The organism is Variovorax sp. F042, from assembly GCF_057814215.1.
In genome coordinates this window covers 858698-876449 of sequence record NZ_JBVASX010000001.1, presented here as the reverse complement: position 1 = coordinate 876449, position 17752 = coordinate 858698, and the positions used below count along the sequence as shown (strand labels likewise).

Sequence of the window (17752 nt, the reverse complement as noted above, 5' to 3'; positions counted from 1 at the left end):
TACCCTGTCACGAGGCAAAAGTCCATGGCCGATAAAAAAGGCTCTTCCAGCGAAAAAACGCTTTATTGCTCGTTCTGCGGCAAGAGCCAGCACGAGGTCAAGAAGCTGATCGCGGGCCCTTCGGTCTTCATCTGCGACGAGTGCATCGACCTTTGCAACGAGATCATCCGCGACGAGCTCCCGGCGGGCGAAGAAGCGCGTGAAGCACGCAGCGATCTGCCGACTCCGCTGGAGATCAAGACCAACCTCGACAACTACGTGATCGGCCAGGAGCCGGCCAAGCGCATGCTGTCGGTGGCGGTCTACAACCACTACAAGCGCCTGCGCCACAAGGAAAAGGCCAAGGGCGACGATGTCGAGCTCAGCAAGAGCAACATCCTGCTGATCGGCCCCACGGGCTCGGGCAAGACGCTGCTGGCTCAAACGCTCGCGCGCATGCTCGACGTGCCTTTCGTGATGGCCGACGCCACCACGCTGACCGAAGCCGGCTACGTGGGCGAGGACGTCGAGAACATCATCCAGAAGCTGCTGCAGAGCTGCAACTACGAGGTCGAACGCGCCCAGCGCGGCATCGTCTACATCGACGAAATCGACAAGATCTCGCGCAAGTCCGACAACCCCTCGATCACCCGTGACGTGTCGGGCGAGGGCGTGCAGCAGGCCTTGCTGAAGCTCATCGAAGGCACGATGGCCAGCGTGCCGCCGCAAGGCGGGCGCAAGCACCCGAATCAAGACTTCCTGCAGATCGACACGACGAACATCCTGTTCATCTGCGGCGGTGCGTTCGCGGGCCTCGAGAAGGTCATCGAAAACCGCACCGAGGCCTCGGGCATTGGCTTCGGCGCCGCGGTCAAGAGCAAGGCCCAACGTAGCATCACCGAGGTGTTCCGCGAAGTCGAACCCGAAGACCTGATCAAGTTCGGCCTGATCCCCGAACTCGTGGGCCGCATGCCCGTGGTCGCATCGCTCGCGGAACTCAGCGAGGATGCGCTGGTCCAGATCCTGACCGAGCCCAAGAATGCCGTGGTGAAGCAGTTCACCAAGCTGCTGCAGATGGAAGGCGTGGACCTCGAGATTCGCCCTGCGGCGCTCAAGGCGATCGCTCGCAAGGCCCTGGCCCGCAAGACCGGTGCACGCGGTTTGCGCTCGATCCTTGAACAGTCGCTGATCGACACCATGTTCGAATTGCCGAACGCGACCAATGTCGACAAGGTGGTGGTCGAGGAATCGACCATCGACGAAAACAAGCCCCCGCTGCTCGTGTACCGCGAAGCGGCGAAAAAGGCCTAAAGCCAAAGACGCGAAGGATCTGCATGTCTGGCCATACCCCTCTGCCTCCCGAAGCCCTCGACCTGCCGCTGCTGCCGCTGCGCGACGTCGTGGTGTTTCCCCACATGGTGATCCCGCTCTTCGTGGGTCGCCCCAAGAGCATCAAGGCGCTCGAGCTGGCCATGGAGGCGGAGCGCCGCATCATGCTGGTGGCCCAGAAGGCCGCTGCCAAGGATGAGCCCTCGGTCGAGGACATGTTCGAGGTCGGCTGCGTCTCGACCATCCTGCAGATGCTCAAGTTGCCCGACGGCACGGTGAAGGTGCTGGTCGAAGGCCAGCAGCGCGCACGCGTGAACCGCATCGACGACGGCGAGACGCACTTCTCGGCCAACGTGACGCCCGTCGAGGCGCCCGAAGGCGGCGAGAAGGGTACCGAGGTCGAGGCGCTGCGCCGCGCGGTGATGCAGCAGTTCGACCAGTACGTCAAGCTGAACAAGAAGATTCCGCCCGAAATCCTGACCTCGATCTCGAGCATCGACGATCCGGGCCGCCTTGCGGACACCATCGCAGCGCACCTGCCGCTCAAACTCGACAACAAGCAGGCCGTGCTCGACCTCGACGACGTCAAGGCGCGCCTGGAGAACCTGTTTGGACAGCTCGAGCGCGAAGTCGACATCCTCAACGTCGACAAGAAGATCCGTGGCCGCGTGAAGCGCCAGATGGAAAAGAACCAGCGTGACTTCTACCTCAACGAGCAGGTCAAGGCCATCCAGAAGGAGCTTGGCGAAGGCGAAGAGGGCGCGGACATCGAGGAGATCGAGAAGAAGATCAAGCTCGCGAAGATGTCCAAGGAAGGCCTGAAGAAGGCCGAAGGCGAACTCAAGAAGCTCAAGCTGATGTCGCCCATGTCGGCCGAAGCCACGGTGGTGCGCAACTACATCGACGTGCTCATCGGCCTGCCGTGGAGCAAGAAGACCAAGATCAAGCACGATCTGGCCAATGCCGAGGCCGTGCTCAATGCCGACCACTACGGCCTCGAGAAGGTCAAGGACCGCATCCTCGAATATCTCGCGGTGCAGCAACGCGTCGACAAGGTCAAGGCGCCGATCCTGTGCCTCGTGGGACCTCCGGGCGTGGGCAAGACTTCGCTCGGGCAGTCGATCGCCAAGGCGACCGGCCGCAAGTACACCCGCATGGCGCTGGGCGGCATGCGCGACGAAGCCGAGATCCGCGGCCACCGTCGCACCTACATCGGCGCGCTGCCGGGCAAGGTGCTGCAGGGCCTGAGCAAGATCGGCACGCGCAATCCGCTGTTCCTGCTCGACGAAATCGACAAGCTGGGCACGGACTTCCGTGGCGACCCGTCGAGCGCGCTGCTCGAAGTGCTCGACCCCGAGCAGAACCACACCTTCGGCGACCACTACGTGGAAGTCGACTTCGACCTGAGCGACGTGATGTTCGTCGCCACCTCGAATTCGATGAACATTCCGCCGGCGCTGCTGGACCGCATGGAAGTCATCCGCCTCTCGGGCTACACCGAGGACGAGAAGACGCACATCGCGATCAAGTACCTGCTGCCGAAGCAGTTGAAGAACAACGGCGTCAAGGAAGAAGAACTCCTCGTCACCGAAGAGGCCGTGCGCGACATCGTGCGCTACTACACGCGTGAAGCGGGTGTGCGTTCGCTCGAGCGCGAACTGTCCAAGATCTGCCGCAAGGTGGTGAAGGGCCTGCTGCTCAAGCAGTTCACGCCCAAGGTCACGGTCGACGGCACGAATCTCAACGAGTTCCTTGGCGTGCGCAAGTACAGCTTCGGCCTCGCAGAGAAGCAGAATCAGGTCGGCCAGGTGGTTGGCCTCGCATGGACCGAAGTCGGCGGTGACCTGCTGACGATCGAAGCCGTGACCATGCCCGGCAAGGGCGTGATCAGCCGCACCGGTTCGCTGGGCGACGTGATGAAGGAATCGGTCGAGGCCGCGCGCACGGTGGTGCGCAGCCGCTCGCGCCGCCTGGGCATCAAGGACGAGGCGTTCGAGAAGCGCGACATCCACATCCACGTGCCCGATGGCGCTACGCCGAAGGACGGCCCGAGCGCGGGCGCGGCGATGACGACGGCCTTCGTGTCGGCGCTCACGGGCATTCCCGTGCGCAGCGACGTCGCGATGACCGGCGAGATCACGCTGCGCGGCGAGGTGACGGCCATCGGCGGCCTGAAGGAAAAGCTGCTGGCCGCGCTGCGCGGCGGCATCAAGACCGTGCTGATTCCGGAAGAGAACGCCAAGGACCTGCAGGAGATTCCCGAGAACGTGAAGAACGGCCTCGAGATCGTGCCTGTGAAGTGGATCGACAAGGTGCTCGAGATCGCTCTCGAGAAAATGCCCGAACCGCTGTCCGACGAAGAAGTGGCTGCATCCGCGGCTGCAGTGGCAGAACTGGCCAAGCAGCGCGCAGGGGCGCCAGCTTCGGAAGGCTCGGTCAAGCACTGACCGGTTGATCGCAAAACTTGTGGAGCCTCGAAAAACTGGTATATAATTCGAGGCTCGAAACGCGGGAATAGCTCAGTTGGTAGAGCGCAACCTTGCCAAGGTTGAGGTCGAGAGTTCGAGACTCTTTTCCCGCTCCAGTTTTGAAAAAGGGAAGCAACAGCTTCCCTTTTTTTCGCTAGTTCGATTTCGTATTTCTGCGTGGCGCGATAGCAAAGCGGTTATGCAACGGATTGCAAATCCGTCTAGCCCGGTTCGACTCCGGGTCGCGCCTCCACTCTCTCGGTTCAACCAGATTCGACCCCGACTACCAAGCCCCGCCAACCCACGTTGCCGGGGCTTGTTTTGTTTGGGTTATCGTCGATGTTCAACCTGACGCCCGGATGGTGAAATTGGTAGACACATCGGACTTAAAATCCGCCGCTTCCTTAATCGGGGCATACGGGTTCGACCCCCGTTCCGGGTACCAAACTTACAAGGGAGCATTCGATGCCTCGCTACAACGCTCCATTTGAGATCCATGTGCACGGCGACGTGCCGCTGCGTTCGGACGTCACCTTCGACCAGATCCAGGAAGCGCTCAAGCCGCTCTGGAAGTACGCCGGCGCCAAGTCGCTGGCCGACGGTGCCACGAGCACCTACGAAGAAGAACCCGGCATCCGCTTCGAGCAGAAGGACCACACGCTGCAGATGTGCTGGACCGTGCCCGGCGACGAAGATTTCCGCCAGGCGCTCGACGAGATGTGCATGGGCCTGAACGAGCTCTCCGAACGCGGTGCGGCCATCGAGGTCACCTTCTACGACACCGACTTCGACGAGGAAGAGGGCGACCCCGAAGAAGAATCGCGCGACGACTTCCTGATGCTGTTCGTCGGCCCGAACCCGGCCGCGATCATGCAGGTGCAACGCGACCTGCTGGTGGAAGACGTCGTCAACCTCATGGAACGCCACTTCGACGGCGCCGAGCTGGGTGGCGTGGTCTCCGAGATCGACCGCCTCTTCAGCGATCGTTTCGACGCGCTGGTGAACTCGCTCGAAATCGGCAAGCGCCCGCGCGGCACCGGTGGACCGGGCAGCGGCGGCAGCGGCGGTGGCCATGGCGGCGGTCGCCGTCCGCGTCACCTGCACTAAGCAACCCCACGCCCCGGTCCAAGGCCGCATGGCCCTGTTTCCCGCCTCCGCGCTGCGCCCGGGCGTTCGCAAGCGCGAGGTGTTCGGCTGGGCGATGTACGACTTCGCCAATTCGGGCTACACCACGGTCGTCATAACAGCCGTGTTCGCTGCCTACTTCGTGGGTGGCATTGCCAAGGGCGCGCCGTGGGCCGCCTTCGCGTGGACAGCGGCGCTCAGTACCTCCTACGCAATCGTGATGCTCACGATGCCCGCCATCGGTGCCTGGGCCGACTTGCGCGCGGCCAAGAAGCGGGTGCTCGTTTTTGCGACCATCGGCTGCGTCTTCGCGACAGCGGCGCTTGCCATCACGCCGGGTTTTTCGGGCACGTCCGGCGTCGCGCTGGCGATGGCGCTGGTGATCGTCTCCAACGCTTTCTATTCCTGCGGCGAGTCCCTCACGGGTGCTTTCCTGCCCGAACTCGCCACGGCCGAGGGCATGGGCAAGGTCAGCGGATGGGGCTGGGCCTTCGGCTACGTCGGCGGCATGCTGGCGTTGGGCATCTGCCTGGCCTATGTGCTGTGGTCGCAATCGAAGGGCTTGCCGGCAGCGCATTTCGTGCCGGTGACTATGCTGATCACGGCAGTCATCTACGGTGGGGCCGCCTGCGTCACTTTCGTGTTGCTGCCCGAGCGCGCAAAGCCCCAGGCGGCCCGCGCGGAGCAGGGCGGTGCATGGCAGCAACTCCGCGCCACATATCGGCAGGCCCGGGCCTATCGCGACTTCATGTGGCTGCTGGCCTGCACGGTCTGCTACCAGGGCGGCGTGGCGGTGGCCATCACGCTTGCGGCGATCTACGCGGAGCAGGTGATCGGCTTCGTCGCGAGCGAAACCATGGTGCTGATCTTCGTGCTCAACATCGCGGCTGCGCTTGGCGCTTTCAGTTTCGGCTACATCCAGGACCGCATCGGCCACAAGGTCTCGCTGGCCTGCACGCTGGTCGCGTGGATCGCGGTCTGCGTGATCGCCGCGCTGGTGACGACCAAGGGCGGCTTCTGGTGGGCGGCCGCCATCGCAGGGCTCTCGATGGGATCGAGTCAATCGGCCGGTCGCGCCATGACGGGCTATCTGGCGCCGCCGCAGCAACTCGCAGAGTTCTTCGGGCTCTGGACTTTCGCGACACGGCTGGCGAGCATCGTCGGCCCCCTGAGCTTCGGCGCCATCACATGGATGACCGGCGGCAACCAGCGCATCGCGATCTTGTCGACCGCGGTGCTGTTTGTGGCGGGGCTGTTGCTGCTGCTGCCGATCGACATGCAGCGCGGCCGGCAAGCCGCGCTGCGTGCCTAGCCAACAATCAAGGCAGCTTGTCGCCGAACAGGCTGTCGTTGGTCAGCGGATAGCCGACTTCCGGTGCGTAGCGCTTGATCCAGTTCGCCGGGTCCTTCACGCGGGCAGCAAAGGCTGCCAGGTCCGAGCGGTCGAGCGAGCCGTTGTAGATCGCGTTGGTCTGGTTGGCGGGCAGCACCGTGAAGCTGATGCCTGTGCCGGCCGTCGTGACCGCGTCGGGGATGGTGCCCGCAGCACCGCCCAGCGTGATGGTCGCGAGGTGGTTGCCGACAGCGGTGATCTGTCCCGCCTGGCCGTTGCCCAGTCCGGCGATGGTGCCGCCCGCGATGGCGTAGATGGTTTCCGATTTGCCGATGCCGCCCGGCGATCCGAGCGTGAAGCCCTTGTCCGCAATCGGATTGCCGGTGACGTCGGTCTGGATGGTCACGATGGTGCCGGCCGGCAGGTTCTGGTCCGCAGTCCAGAAGAATGCTGTTTCGTTGGTGATGCCGGCGAATTCGGTCGTGCCCGCCTTGCGGTCGCGGTCGGTGAACAGCACTTGCGTGCCACCGTTCACGGCCTTCAGCAGTACGAAGGCATAAGCGTCGGGCGCTTCGGCATTGGCTGCCATGAAGAGCAGGTCGCCGGCCACCAGCGGTGTGGCGCCGGCAGTGGTCGTGAAGCTCAGCTTCGTCGCATCGGAAATACCCGCGAAGGCGTTGCCAGCCGCGTCGGTGATGGCATTGGCATCCACCGTGATGTAGTAGCCGGTGCTCAGCTCGAGCGGGGCCGTCGGCACCAGCTTCAGCACGTTGAAGGCCACCTGCAGGCGCGCGGCGGGGCTGTTGGTGTGGAAGGTCTCGATCACGCTGCCGTCGGCCTTGTGCAGCACGATGCTGCCCGAGCCCAGGCGCACGGCCTCGTTGAACGACAGCGTGATCGACGTGTCGAGGTTGACGCCCACGCGACCGGCCGCCGGCATTGACTTCTGCAGCTTCGGCGCGGCGGTGTCGACCCACGGCTTGCCGAGGCGCACGACGAAGCCGTCGAATTTCTGGTCGACGGCGGGCAGGTCTTTCGAGGCCGTCTTGCCGTCCCACTTGGTGTCGCCGTTGTCGAGCAGCAGTTGCACCTGCGTGCCGGCCGTCACGGGGCCAGGCACCTCGACGGTGGATTCGAAGCTGCCGCCGGTTTCCTTGCGCAGCGCATCGAGGTCGTTCGACAGTTCCACCGGCGCGCTGTTCGGGTTGCCGTCCCATGCGAACAGGGCGAAGTTGCGGTCCACCTCGGGCGCGGCGGCGCCAGCCGGGCCAGCGACGATCAGGTACTTGCCGTCGGTGCCCTTGTCGATGGAGCGGATGCCGCGGCCGCCCAGCTCCAGCTCGATGGGGGCGCCGAAGGTGGCTTGCGTGGTGGTGCCCGCCATCAGCGCGGCGTAGTTCTGCAGCGGCACGATCAATGCCTTGGCGCGTACTTGAGTGCCCGTCTGCGGAGCGCGAAAGCCGAGCCACAGGGCGGTGTCGCCCGGTGCGCTGGTCATGCCCTCGATGGAGAAGCCGTCGACGCGCTCGGGCACGATGCCGGCCGCGGCGGACACGGCAAAACCGAAGCGGTTGGCGCCGAGCCCATGGAGGTTGCCCGTGTCCCAGGCGATCAGCTGCGCTTCGAGCAGCGAGAACTGGCCGACATAGTCGAAGGCGGTGGCGGCGCCCGTGCCGCTGACCTTGACTGCGAAGAGGTGCGAGCGGTCGGCGGCTGCGTCGGCGCCGTCCTTCTTGTTGCTGTTGGAGCCGGTGAAGTACAGCGTGTCTCCGATGCGCGTGCCGGCCTCCAGGTCGAGCTCCTTGGCCAGCTTCGGGCCTTCGAGCTCGTAGCTCCATTCCTTCACCGCGGCACCGCCGCCGCGCGGGTAGACGCGCAGCACGTTGGCCTCATCGTCCGCCACGATCATGACGTTGTCGGGCAGCGCGATGGCGGTCGATGCGTCGGACGATCCCTTGGTGGTGCCCGCATTGGGCGTGAACCGTGCCTTCGACACGAGCTGGTCGGGCTCCGGCTGCGCGGCGGGCGGCTGGGCCGGTGGCGGCGCAGTGCTGGTGGGCGGAATGAATCCGCTGAAACCGCCTGAATTGTTACCACCGCCGCAGGCGCCCAGCAGCAACGCGAGTGCGCTGGCGAGCAACAGGGGCTTGAAGGGGATGCGGGTCTGGGAGGGTGAAGTCATTGTGCGCGGTAGTTCTTTTGGCTAAACCGCGCATCCTGTTACCTTAGTGTGACGGCTCGGTGAAAAACCGGCCGTGGGTCAGGCGCCCGTCAGGGCGTCTGTTGTTGCAGCGACTTCGGCGCCTTGAAGCGCTCGCCGTCATAGCGCAGCGTGACCGTGTCGAACTTCGCGGGCAGTGCCTTTTCCACGCAGCCCTGGTCTTCCTGCTCCTGCGCACGGCTCTGCAGCAGCGTGCGCGACAGCTGCAGATCGGCAAAGCCGTTGCTGCTGCCCTTGCCGACCGACAGCATGGTGCGCAGCTTCTCGAAGTGGCCGGTGCAAGTGGAGTCCCACCCGCCGTGGTCGTGATCGAGCTCGATCTCCTGCAGCACCTGGCGCAACTGCTTGCCATGGTGCACGTAGAGCCGCACGGTTTCGCTGGCCAGAGGGCTGCCGGGCGCGTTGCTGCCCCGGTAGCGCACGCGCAGGCCGAAGGCGCGGGCCTCGGGCGACAGCACGTAGCGCGAGGTGTCGATGCGGATGTCCTGGATCGACGTGGTGGCGTCTTCGTCGAGTGCCTCGGGCTGCACGAGCCGGCCGATGACGGTGTCGCGATCGGTGTTGCCGTTGTCGGGGCGCTGGATCAGCAGGATTTCCAGGTCGAAGACCTTGGCGCCCCGGTCGGTGGTTTCGCGCGGCATCGGCAGCACGACGATGCTGCGTCCGGGAAAGGCCGGCCAGACCTTGCAGGCCGCGAGCCGCTCGTCGAGCGGGCGATTGGGATGCAGCTTGGCGTGCATGCGTTCGGCAAGGCCACTCTCGCAGGCCGCGTGGCTCAGGCCGGCGGCCGAGAGGCACAGGAGGAGGGCGGCGTGGCGCAGGAGACGCATGACTCGGACCAGGTCAGGTCGTGGCCGCAGCAGAAGGGAGTCCGAGCCATCGCGCGGCCGCGGCTTCGAGCACGGCGACGTCGCCGCTGCTCTGCAGAAGCAGGCCGCCACTGCCGCTGTCCGCGAGCTGGCCCGCCGCTGTCAACAGGCGCCGCGTTTGCTGCGCGACCGGCACGCCCGTGTCGATGAACCGCAGCGTGGCCGGCGCATGCCGGCGCAACTCGTCCTTCACGAGCGGGTAGTGGGTGCAGCCAAGCACCACCGTGTCGACTTCGCCAGGCGCATCGCCGAAGGGGCCGGCTTCGGCCATGTAGCGTTCGCACAGTGCCGCGATGCCTGCCGAGTCGAAGCCTTCGATGGCCTTCACGAGCCCGTCGCAGGGCACGGGACGGACATCAGCCGACCCGGCGAACGAGGCGCGCAGCGTGGCGTACTTGGCGCTGGCCAGTGTGCCGCGCGTGGCCATCACCGAGATGCGCCCCGTGCGGCTCGCAGCCACGGCGGGCTTGAGGCCAGGTTCCAGCCCGACGATCGGCAGGTCGGGATTCTCGGCGCGCATCAGATGGATGGCGGCCGTGGTCGCCGTGTTGCAGGCCACCACGAGCGCCTTGATGCCGTGCTCGCGCCGCAGGTGTTCGACCACGGTGCGCGAGCGCTCGATCACATAGGCGTCTCCGCGCTCGCCGTACGGCGCATAGGCCGTGTCGGCGAAGTACACGAAGCGTTCGTGCGGCAGTTCGGCCCGCAGCGCGGCCAGCACGCTGAGCCCGCCGACTCCGCTGTCGAAGACGCCTACAGCGCTCAAGCTTCTTCCATCATGATGGTCTTGAACTCGCCGCTGGCAATGCGCTTCTGCCACTCGGCCGGGCCGGTGATGTGCGCGCTGGTGCCGCCGGCATCGACCGCCACCGTCACGGGCATGTCGACCACGTCGAATTCATAGATCGCTTCCATGCCCAGGTCCTCGAAGCCCACGACCTTGGCGGTCTTGATGGCCTTGCTCACGAGGTAGGCGGCGCCGCCCACGGCCATGAGGTAGGCACTCTTGTGCTTCTTGATGGCCTCGATGGCAACCGGGCCGCGCTCGGCCTTGCCGATCATCGCGATCAGGCCGGTCTGCGCCAGCATCATTTCGGTGAAGCCGTCCATGCGCGTGGCGGTGGTCGGACCGGCGGGGCCCACGGCTTCGTCGCCGACCGGATCGACCGGGCCGACGTAATAGATGACGCGGTTGGTGAAGTCCACCGGCAGCTTCTCGCCCTTGGCCAGCATGTCCTGGATGCGCTTGTGCGCGGCGTCGCGGCCGGTGAGCATCTTGCCGTTGAGCAGCAGCGTGTCGCCCGGCTTCCAGCTTGCCACTTCGGCGGGCGTGAGCTTGTCGAGGTCGACGCGCTTGCTCTTCTTCTCGTCAGGCGCCCAGTTCACGTCGGGCCACAGGTCGAGCGACGGCGGGTCGAGGTAGACAGGGCCGCTGCCGTCCATCGTGAAGTGCGCGTGGCGGGTGGCCGCGCAGTTGGGGATCATCGCAACGGGCTTGCTCGCCGCATGCGTCGGGTACATCTGGATCTTGACGTCGAGCACGGTGGCCAGGCCGCCCAGGCCCTGCGCGCCGATGCCCAGCGCATTGACCTTCTCGTACAGCTCGATGCGCAGCGCCTCGACCTTGCTCAGCTCGGCGCCCGACTTCTTCTTAGCCTGCAGCTCGTGCATGTCGAGGTCGTCCATCAGGCTTTCCTTGGCCATCAGCGCAGCCTTCTCGGCCGTGCCGCCGATGCCGATGCCCAGCATGCCCGGCGGGCACCAGCCGGCGCCCATGGTGGGCACGGTCTTGAGCACCCAGTCGACCACGCTGTCGCCGGGGTTCAGCATGACCAGCTTGCTCTTGTTCTCGCTGCCGCCGCCCTTGGCCGCGACCGTCACTTCAACGGTGTTGCCGGGAACGATCTCGGTGAAGATCACCGCGGGCGTGTTGTCCTTGGTGTTCTTGCGGTCGAACTGCGGGTCGGCCACGACCGAGGCGCGCAGTGTGTTGTCGGGGTGGTTGTAGCCGCGGCGCACGCCTTCGTTGATGGCGTCGTCGAGGCTGCCGGTGAAGCCGCCCCAGCGCACGTCCATGCCCACCTTGAGGAACACGTTGACGATGCCGGTGTCCTGGCAGATCGGGCGCTGGCCCGTGGCGCTCATCTTGCTGTTGGTCAGGATCTGCGCGATGGCGTCCTTGGCCGCGGGGCTCTGCTCGCGCTCGTAGGCGCGGGCCAGATGGGCGATGTAGTCGGCGGGGTGGTAGTAGCTGATGTACTGCAGCGCGGCGCTGATCGATTCGATCAGGTCGGCCTGCTGGATCGTGGTCGTCATGGTGGGGGGAGTTTTTTTGGAGTGTGAAACGCCCCCCGATTATCTCAGCCGATGCGCCTACTGCGCTGCGGCTCGGGCTTGCTCTATCCAGCCGTCGAACAGAGGACGGTGCACCCGGATCCACCCGTCGGTGTGCCGCTCCACGTCCTGCTGCGTGTTGGCGCCCTGGCTCATGCGCAGGTTCTGGGCATTGATGTCGCCGATCGGCAGCTTCATCACCTCGAAGAGCTTGGCCGCGGCCGGGTTCTTCTCGGCGAAGGCCCGGTTGGCGACGATCTGCTCCTGGTTGGCCTGGAAGCCGTAGTTCTTGCCGTTGGGCAGCTGCGTGTCGACGTTGCCGCCCTGCGAGGAACCTTGCGAGGACGAGAAGGGCACCTGCAGCCACACAACGTCAGCGCCCGGGCGCAGCACGGCGCTCACCCAGTACGGCGTCCACGTGTAGTACAGCACCGGCTTGTCCTGCTTGAAGCGGGCGATGGTGTCGGCCATCAGCGCGGCGTAGCTGCCCTGCTTGTGCGTGACGGTGTCGCGCAGCTGATAGGCCGTCAGGTGGTTCTCGATGGCCAGCTCGCAGCCCCAGCCGGGGTTGCAGCCAGTCAGGTCGGCCTTGCCGTCGCCGTCTGCGTCGAACAGCTTCGCGATGGCAGGGTCCTTCAGCTGTGCGATGTTCGTGATGCCGTACTGCTCTGCCGTCTTGCGGTCGATCAGGTAGCCCTGCACGGCGCCGTCCGAGTACACGCCCTTGCGCCACAGCTTGGCGTCGCCGCCGCTGTTCTTGTAGAAGTCGGCGTGCAGCAGGCTCCAGTGGTTGGCCATGAAAGTGGCGTCGCCGTTGGCAATGGCCAGATGCTCGGTGGCGGGCTCCAGGTCTTTCATGGGCTCGACGGTGTATCCGAGCTTTTCGAGCGCGCGCATCACCAGCAGCGTCTGGAAGGCTTCTTCCGCGAGCGAGCTTTTCAGCGGCTGCACGGTAACGCCCTTGCCGGGCAGGTCGTTGGCAGCATGGGCGGCCATGCCCGAGGCCACGAAGGCGAGGGCCAGCAGGCCGCGTGCGATGAAACTGGTTTTCTTCATGCGTTGTGTTCCTCCGTGCGGCTTATTGCGCTTGCGTGGACAGGGCGGGAACCGGCTGGTTGCCCGGTTGCGAAGGCGAACCCACGAGGCGCTGCAGCACTCGCAGCGCGAAGCCCACCGGCCCGGTGTGCCACCAGCGGCGGCCAGCGCTGCGGCGCGACTTGCCCATGGCTTGCGTCAGCCGGTCCAGCGAGATCGCCAACAGCACGATGCCCAGCCCGCCAACGGTCGCCAGGCCCATGTCGAGCCGGCCGATGCCGCGCAGCACCATCTGGCCCAGGCCGCCCACGGCGATCATCGATGCGATGACGACCATCGACAGCGACAGCATCAGCGCCTGGTTGATGCCAGCCATGATCGACGGCATGGCCAGCGGCAGTTGCACCTTCACCAGCATCTGCCAGGGCGAAGCGCCGTAGGCGCGTGCGGCCTCGATGAGGTCGGGGCGCACCTGGCGCAGGCCGAGGTTGGTCAGGCGCACCAGCGGCGCCAGCGCGAAGATGATCGTCACGATCACGCCCGGCACGTTGCCGATGCCGAACAGCATCACCACCGGCACGAGGTACACGAAGGCCGGCGTGGTCTGCATCGCGTCGAGCACCGGCCGCATGATTCGCTGCGCCCGGTCGCTGCTTGCCAGCAGCACGCCCAGCGGCAGGCCGATAACCATGCAGAACACCAGAGAGGTCAGCACCAGCGACAGCGTCACCATCGCCTCGGGCCAGATGCCGAGCATGGCCACGAGCAGCAGCGCTACCGTGGTGCCGATGGCCAGCGCGCGGCCGGCGAACTGCCAGGCGAAGAGGCCGATGAGGGCGATCATCGCCAGCGTGGGCAGGCCGGTGAGCAGGCCCTGCACCCAGTTCAGCGTGCTGTCGATGGGCAGGCGCACGGTCTGGAAGAAGGGGCGGAAGTGCTCGACCACCCAGCCGAGGCCCTGGTTGATCCACGATTCGACGGGCAGGGAGCCGTCCCACAGGCGGTGCAGCTGGAAGCCGCTGGTGGCGGCGTCGGCTTGTCCCGCAAGTTGGTGGGCGGCGTTCACTGGCGCGTCGAGCCAGGCGCTGGTGGCCGAGGTGTCGGGCGCGGCCGAGAGCGCCTCCCACGGATCGACGAAGGCGGGGGCCGCAGGCGTGCTCAGGTCGGAAGGAAGTGTGTTGTCGTTCATCGTTCAGGTCCTTCGTGAATTCAGTGCGGCTCGGCGGCGAGAGCAGGGGCAGCGTTGGGCAAGACGGGCTCGATCGGCGGCGTGTCGCGGTCGAGGAACTTGAGCAGCGTCGTCTTGCTGATCGCACCGCAGAAGCGGCCGTCGCTCGCCACCACCGGCAACGCGCACGGCGCCTGCGCGAGCTGGCCGATCAGGCCTGCCACGGGGGCTTCGGCGTCGATGCGCGGCAGCTCGTTGAGAAACGCGTGCTGCAGCCCCAGCGGGCCTGAATGTCCATCGAGCGCGCCGCGCAGCGTGTCCGCCGACACCACGCCGAGGAAGCGCTTGTTGGGGCTCGTCACGTAGGCGAAGTCGCGGTCCTGGTCTTCCAGCAGCTTGAGCGCCGCGCGCGCACCGCGCTCGGGGTGCTCGCACACCACGGTGAGCGATTTGCGCGCGATGTCCGCCGCCTTGAACACGGCTGCCGCGTCCACGCCGCGCACGAAGCTGCGCACGTAGTCGTTGGCGGGGCTGCGCAAGATCTCGTCGGGCGTGCCGACCTGGATCACCTGGCCGTCCTTCATGATCGCGATGCGGTCGCCGATGCGCATGGCTTCGTCGAGGTCGTGCGAGATGAAGACGATGGTGCGGCGCTGCTCCTGCTGCAGCCGCAGCAGCTCCGACTGCATTTCGGTGCGGATGATCGGGTCGAGGGCCGAGAAGGCCTCGTCCATCAGCAGGATCGACGGGTCCGAGGCCAGCGCCCGTGCCAGTCCCACGCGCTGCTGCATGCCGCCCGAGAGCTCGTCGGGATAGCTGTCGCCCCAGCCCGCCAGCCCCACCTGCGCGAGCGCGAGGTCGGCTTGCGCCAGGCGCTCCTTCTTGCCCGTGCCCGAGAGTTCGAGGCCGAAGGCGGTGTTCTCGCGCACCGTCATGTGCGGCATCAGCGCGAACGACTGGAACACCATGCTGATGTCCTTGCGGCGCAGCGCGCGCAGCTTGGTGTCGGAGTGTTCGTTGATGTCCGCGCCGTCGATCACGATGCGGCCCGCGGTCGGTTCGATCAGCCGGTTCAAGAGGCGCACCAGCGTCGACTTGCCCGAACCCGAGAGACCCATGATGACGAAGATTTCTCCGGCCTGGATTTCGAAGGTGGCGTCGAACACGCCGATCGACTGGCCGGTACGCGCCAGGATTTCCTTCTTGGAAAAACCTTGCCGGACCAGCTCCAGGGCTTGTTCGGGCTCGTCGCCGAACACCTTGAAGACATGGTCGATGAGAATTCCTTTGGCCATACGTCGGGGCTCCTTTGGTGAGGGGTTGACAGATCGCCACCCCCGCAAGGGCGACGCGACCACGCCCCCAGCCCATTGGATGGGCTGCCGACAGGCACTGAAGACGACATGGCGACGAAGCCAGTGCCCGCCGGATGCTTCATTCGCAGGGCAACGGGCCTGGTCGAGGGGCGCCGCCTGGATGAGCGTGACGTGGCAATGGGGACGGAAAAGATCCGGCCGGTTTGCCGGGCTGGGCCCGGCGGGAGAACCTTGCACCGCGACGGGATTCGGAGATCCGCGAGTAGTGAAGGGGTGACCTGCAAGTTCAAGAGAGCGGGGAACCCGAACTCATCATGACTTGTTGGTCGTCAGAAGCCTTCGATCATAACTTTTCGACATGATGCGGTCAAGGCGGGAGGCGTATCGTGATGTCAGCGGCCAGCCAATGGCCCCGTCAGATGCGAGCTATTCCTATTGGCCGATACTCGGGCTCACGCCCGCCGAGCGGCGCGACCTTTCATGATCCTGCGGAGCTTTTTCTCATGACGACTTCCCCCAAGACCCGTGCCGAGCGCGACACCTTCGGACCGATCGACGTGCCGGCCGACAAGCTGTGGGGCGCGCAAACGCAGCGCTCGCTGCAGAACTTCGACATCTCCGGCGAGCAGCAGCCGCGCGAGATCATCAAGGCGCTGGCGCAGGTCAAGCGCGCATCGGCCGTGGTCAACCACGCGCTGGGCCTGCAGGACGAAAAGAAGACCAAGGCCATCGTGGCGGCCGCCGACGAAGTCATTGCCGGCAAGCACCCGGGCGAGTTCCCGCTGGTGGTCTGGCAGACCGGCTCGGGCACGCAGACCAACATGAACGTCAACGAGGTGCTGGCCAATCGCGCCAGTGAAATCCTCGGCGGCGAGCGCGGCGAAGGCCGCCTCGTGCACCCCAACGACGATGTGAACCGCAGCCAGTCGAGCAACGACGTGTTCCCGACCGCCATGCACGTGGCCGCCGTCGAGGCCATCACGCACAAGCTGCTGCCGGCCATCGCCAAGCTGCGCGGCACGCTGGAGCAGAAGTCCAAGGACTTCGCCGACATCGTGAAGATCGGCCGCACCCACCTGCAGGACGCCACGCCGCTTACGCTGGGCCAGGAGTTCTCGGGCTACGTGGCGCAACTCGCGCACGGCGAGGCGCACGTGCGCGCCGCGCTGCCGCACCTGAGCGAACTGGCGCTGGGCGGCACCGCAGTCGGCACCGGGCTGAACGCGCCCAAGGGCTATGCAGAGCAGGTGGCCGCCGAGCTGGCGAAGCTCACGGGCCTGCCGTTCGTGACCGCGCCGAACAAGTTCGAAGCGATGGCCAGCGTCGACGCGCTGGTGCACGCCCACGGCGCGCTGAAGACGCTCGCCGCCAGCATGAACAAGATCGCCAACGACGTGCGCTGGCTCGCGAGTGGTCCGCGCAGCGGCATCGGCGAACTGAGCATTCCCGAGAACGAACCGGGCTCGTCGATCATGCCGGGCAAGGTCAACCCGACCCAGAGCGAGGCTGTCACGATGCTGGCCGCGCAGGTGTTCGGCAACGACGTGGCCATCAACATCGGTGGCGCCTCGGGCAACTTCGAGCTGAACGTGTTCCGCCCGATGGTGGCGCACAACTTCCTGCAGAGCGTGCGCCTGTTGGCCGACGGCATGGTGAGCTTCAACGACCACTGCGCGGTGGGCATCGAGCCGAATCGCGAACGCATCACGGAGCTGGTGCAGCGTTCGCTGATGCTGGTGACGGCGCTGAACACGCACATCGGCTACGACAAGTCGGCCTACATCGCCAAGAAGGCGCACAAGGAAGGCACGAGCCTGCGCGAAGCGGCGATTGCCTCGGGGCACCTCACGGCCGAACAGTTCGACCAGTGGGTGGTGCCGGAGAACATGACTGGCCGTTGATTCGGTCAGCCCATTGAAAAAGGACCCTCGTCGGGTCCTTTTTTGTTTCAGTAGCCGATCGTGTATCGCTGACGGGAGTGCGCCGGCTTTTCAAGCTCGTCGATGAACGCGATTGCGTAGTCCTCGAAGGTGATCCAGCTGCGGCCTTCGGCGCTTACCAGCAGGTCGTCCTTGCCCAGGCGGAACTTGCCGGTGCGCTCGCCTTCGACGAACTCGGCGGATGGCGACAGGAAGGTCCAGTCGAGTTCCTTCTCGTTGCGCAGCGTGTCGAGGAACACGCCGCCGGCCGAAGCTTCGGCGCGGTAGGCATCGGGGAAGTTCGGCGTGTCGATCACTTTCAGGCCGGGCGCCGCGAACAGGCTGCCGGCGCCGCCGACCACCAGCAGGCGCTTCACGCCCGAGCGCTTGACCGGCTCGATGATGGCCGCGGGCGGCACCGTGGAGAAGTGCGCGGCACTGAACACGGCGTCGTGGCCGGCCAGCGCTTTTTCGAGTGCTGCGCCATTGAGCACGTCGAGGTCGACGGCCTTCACGTTTGCGCGGCCTGCCAGCTTGTCGGTGGCCTTGCGGGCGATGGCCGTGACGGTGTGGCCGCGGCGCAGGGCTTCTTCCAGAAGGCGGCCGCCGGCGCGTCCGGTGGCGCCGATGATGGCGATGTGGCTCATGAGTGACTC

13 protein-coding genes and 3 tRNA genes are annotated in these 17752 nt (G+C 65.8%); 8 read left to right on the top strand and 8 right to left on the bottom strand.

Features of this window, described 5'->3' with window-relative positions; translation table 11 throughout:
- The first annotated feature begins 24 nt into the window (after positions 1–24).
- The 7 genes from clpX (at position 25) to ACZYSP_RS04210 (ending at position 6213) form a co-directional block, all read left to right on the top strand.
- The gene (clpX, locus tag ACZYSP_RS04240; protein WP_007829783.1) at positions 25–1290 is read left to right on the top strand and encodes an ATP-dependent Clp protease ATP-binding subunit ClpX; all 1266 of its coding nucleotides are present in this window, start codon (positions 25–27) and stop codon (positions 1288–1290) included.
- A 23-nt stretch (positions 1291–1313) separates the two neighbouring features.
- The gene (gene lon, locus ACZYSP_RS04235) at positions 1314–3755 is read left to right on the top strand and encodes an endopeptidase La (protein ID WP_093056455.1); all 2442 of its coding nucleotides are present in this window, start codon (positions 1314–1316) and stop codon (positions 3753–3755) included.
- A gap of 61 nt (positions 3756–3816) precedes the next feature.
- Positions 3817–3892, top strand: a tRNA-Gly gene (locus tag ACZYSP_RS04230).
- Between the two features lie 63 nt (positions 3893–3955).
- Positions 3956–4029: transfer RNA gene (locus ACZYSP_RS04225), tRNA-Cys, on the top strand.
- 100 nt (positions 4030–4129) lie between these two features.
- A tRNA-Leu gene (locus ACZYSP_RS04220) sits at positions 4130–4221 on the top strand.
- A 20-nt stretch (positions 4222–4241) separates the two neighbouring features.
- On the top strand, positions 4242–4883 hold the full coding sequence (locus tag ACZYSP_RS04215; RefSeq protein WP_093056456.1) for a DUF6806 family protein: 642 nt from the start codon (positions 4242–4244) through the stop codon (positions 4881–4883).
- A gap of 28 nt (positions 4884–4911) precedes the next feature.
- The gene (locus tag ACZYSP_RS04210; protein ID WP_093073755.1) at positions 4912–6213 is read left to right on the top strand and encodes an MFS transporter; all 1302 of its coding nucleotides are present in this window, start codon (positions 4912–4914) and stop codon (positions 6211–6213) included.
- 7 nt (positions 6214–6220) lie between these two features.
- Here ACZYSP_RS04210 and ACZYSP_RS04205 read toward each other — a convergent pair whose 3' ends face one another.
- From ACZYSP_RS04205 to proV, 7 genes are all read right to left on the bottom strand, one after another.
- A complete protein-coding gene (locus tag ACZYSP_RS04205) occupies positions 6221–8416 on the bottom strand; it encodes an Ig-like domain-containing domain (protein WP_354336297.1) in 2196 nt (731 codons plus the stop codon).
- A gap of 89 nt (positions 8417–8505) precedes the next feature.
- Positions 8506–9285, bottom strand: a complete 780-nt coding sequence (locus ACZYSP_RS04200) for a PA3715 family protein (protein WP_093073758.1) — start codon at positions 9283–9285, stop codon at positions 8506–8508.
- Between the two features lie 13 nt (positions 9286–9298).
- A complete protein-coding gene (gene murI / locus ACZYSP_RS04195; RefSeq protein WP_093073760.1) occupies positions 9299–10090 on the bottom strand; it encodes a glutamate racemase in 792 nt (263 codons plus the stop codon).
- The gene (locus ACZYSP_RS04190) at positions 10087–11640 is read right to left on the bottom strand and encodes a fumarate hydratase (protein WP_093056461.1); all 1554 of its coding nucleotides are present in this window, start codon (positions 11638–11640) and stop codon (positions 10087–10089) included. The genes murI and ACZYSP_RS04190 overlap by 4 nt, the downstream gene beginning before the upstream one ends.
- A 57-nt stretch (positions 11641–11697) precedes the next feature.
- Positions 11698–12714, bottom strand: a complete 1017-nt coding sequence (gene proX, locus ACZYSP_RS04185) for a glycine betaine/L-proline ABC transporter substrate-binding protein ProX (protein ID WP_093073762.1) — start codon at positions 12712–12714, stop codon at positions 11698–11700.
- A gap of 22 nt (positions 12715–12736) precedes the next feature.
- Complete coding sequence (proW, locus tag ACZYSP_RS04180) at positions 12737–13882, bottom strand: glycine betaine/L-proline ABC transporter permease ProW (RefSeq protein WP_093073764.1); 1146 nt, start codon at positions 13880–13882, stop codon at positions 12737–12739.
- Positions 13883–13902: 20 nt separating this feature from the next.
- On the bottom strand, positions 13903–15156 hold the full coding sequence (gene proV, locus ACZYSP_RS04175) for a glycine betaine/L-proline ABC transporter ATP-binding protein ProV (protein WP_093073766.1): 1254 nt from the start codon (positions 15154–15156) through the stop codon (positions 13903–13905).
- 524 nt (positions 15157–15680) lie between these two features.
- Between proV and fumC the strand changes: the two genes are divergently transcribed.
- Positions 15681–17078, top strand: coding sequence for a class II fumarate hydratase (gene fumC / locus ACZYSP_RS04170; RefSeq protein ID WP_093056465.1), 1398 nt, complete (start codon positions 15681–15683; stop codon positions 17076–17078).
- A gap of 47 nt (positions 17079–17125) precedes the next feature.
- On the opposite strand, the gene ACZYSP_RS04165 is transcribed toward fumC, so the two are convergent.
- Positions 17126–17743: an NAD(P)-dependent oxidoreductase gene (locus ACZYSP_RS04165; RefSeq protein ID WP_093073768.1), complete on the bottom strand. Its 618-nt coding sequence runs from the start codon at positions 17741–17743 to the stop codon at positions 17126–17128.
- Positions 17744–17752: the final 9 nt, after the last annotated feature.